The organism is Pedobacter sp. 01N416, from assembly GCF_056399685.1.
On record NZ_JBFTRT010000782.1, the window covers coordinates 1 to 1,804 of the forward strand.

A 1,804-nucleotide genomic window follows, 5' to 3' on the forward strand; every position below is an offset into this window, starting at 1 on the left:
TCCTTACCCTGCCTGAAAAACAACGGATTATCTTCAACATGAAATATTTCGACGATATGAAATATGAAGAGATTTCGGAAGTGTTAGGTACCTCTGTAGGGGCTTTAAAAGCATCATTTCACATCGCTGCAAAAAAAATTGAAGCTTTTATTACAAATGATGAAATAGACTATTAAACCTTTTCACTTTAATTGTATCATATATCTGTGATGAACGAAAATATAGAAAATAACGACTGGATGAAGGAAGCCCCTGCACTTGCGGCAATGGGGAAACGCAATCCTTTCTCCGTTCCTGATGGATATTTCGAAAATTGTGATGAGGCTATTTTTTCTGCTGCCTTTTTGGATGGGTTGAAACAGAAAACAAGTAACAATAATTTTGAAGTTCCGCAGAATTATTTTGAAGATTTAACGGAACGCATACAAACCCAAATTGCGCTGTCCGAATTGCCTAAAGCAGAACAGGCCTTTGCAGTACCTGAAAATTATTTCGACAGCCTGCAGAGTAGAATTGCTGATAGAATTGCGGCATCGGAACCTAAAAAAGAGACCAAAATTATTCCTTTATGGAGGCGCAACATTGTTAAATACGCAAGCGCGGCCTGTTTCTTATTAATGGCTTCGTTTGGTGTTTATTTTTACCAGAACGGCTCAACTACTGCTGTTCAGCAAACACAATCTGCAGAAGCAATAAACGAACAGCTATTATATGATATTGACGAAAGTACGATCATCGATCATTTAGAAGCGCAAAATACTACATCATCTAATATAAAAACTACTTCTGCGTCAGATACAGAAATGGAAAACTACATCTTGAGTAATTTCTCATCAAGTGATTTATCTCAGGAACTAAATAATTAATTAAGGAACCATCATGATTTACCGAATAAAATACATACCAAATCATGATAGCTTCATCACTATTGAAAACAATAACAAATTGATGAAAATGAAGAATTTACTTTTTGTTGCTTTAATGTTTTTATTACCCACAACCCTGTTGGCACAAAAACCAAAGGGAGAGGAAATAGAATCACTTAAAATAGCTTTTTTCACTCAAAAACTGGACCTATCACCAGAAGAGGCTAAAATTTTCTGGCCGATTTATAACGATATGCAGGCAGAGCAAAACGCTTTGCGCAAAGAACGCATGCAGAAAATGATCTCTTTCAGAAAAACAACTGAAATAGATAATCTAACCGATGCACAGGTGCAAAGTTTAATTACCAGCGAATTCGACTTCAAGCAAAAAGACCTCAATCTCGATAAAAAATACTACAACAAACTTAAAGCTGTATTGCCGATAAAAATTGTTGGAAAGTTTTACCGGGCGCAGGAAGGTTTTAAACGCGAGTTACTCAATAGATTTAAAGGCGGCCAGAGGCAATAAATAAAAAGACTTACAGCAATGTAGGTCTTTTTTGTTTTAAAGCACTCTTTCATTTCCGTACTTTTGTGCCATGCTTACCCAACGTCAGTTGTTTTTACAACACAATGCACAAACCTCTCCAGCGCCGCTTATGCTYGAATTTGTAAGGGCAAAAGGAATCTACATTTACGATGCCCAAAACAAAAAACACATCGATCTTATTGCCGGTATCGGCGTAAGTAATGTTGGCCATTGCCATCCTGTGGTGGTGAAAGCCATTCAGGAGCAAGCGGAAACCTACATGCACCTAATGGTTTATGGCGAATATGTACAAACGCCTCAGGTAAATTTTGCCAAAGCCCTTGCCGATATTTTACCTGAAAGCTTAAGCTGCACCTACTTTTTAAACTCAGGAACCGAGGCTGTAGAA

Annotated in this window: 4 protein-coding genes; all 4 read left to right on the plus strand. The window is 37.4% G+C overall.

The genetic code is table 11. The features are described from left to right. Positions 1-176: RNA polymerase sigma factor (locus tag AC1DND_RS27080; RefSeq protein ID WP_477585862.1), on the plus strand; the 176-nt coding region annotated here is incomplete at its 5' end. A gap of 33 nt (positions 177-209) precedes the next feature. Continuing rightward, positions 210-866, plus strand: coding sequence for a hypothetical protein (locus AC1DND_RS27085; protein ID WP_477585857.1), 657 nt, complete (start codon positions 210-212; stop codon positions 864-866). Between the two features lie 88 nt (positions 867-954). Further along, a complete protein-coding gene (locus AC1DND_RS27090; RefSeq protein ID WP_477585859.1) occupies positions 955-1,395 on the plus strand; it encodes a hypothetical protein in 441 nt (146 codons plus the stop codon). Positions 1,396-1,465: 70 nt separating this feature from the next. Continuing rightward, positions 1,466-1,804 (plus strand): aminotransferase class III-fold pyridoxal phosphate-dependent enzyme (locus AC1DND_RS27095; protein ID WP_477585861.1); only part of this gene is annotated, 339 nt, incomplete at its 3' end.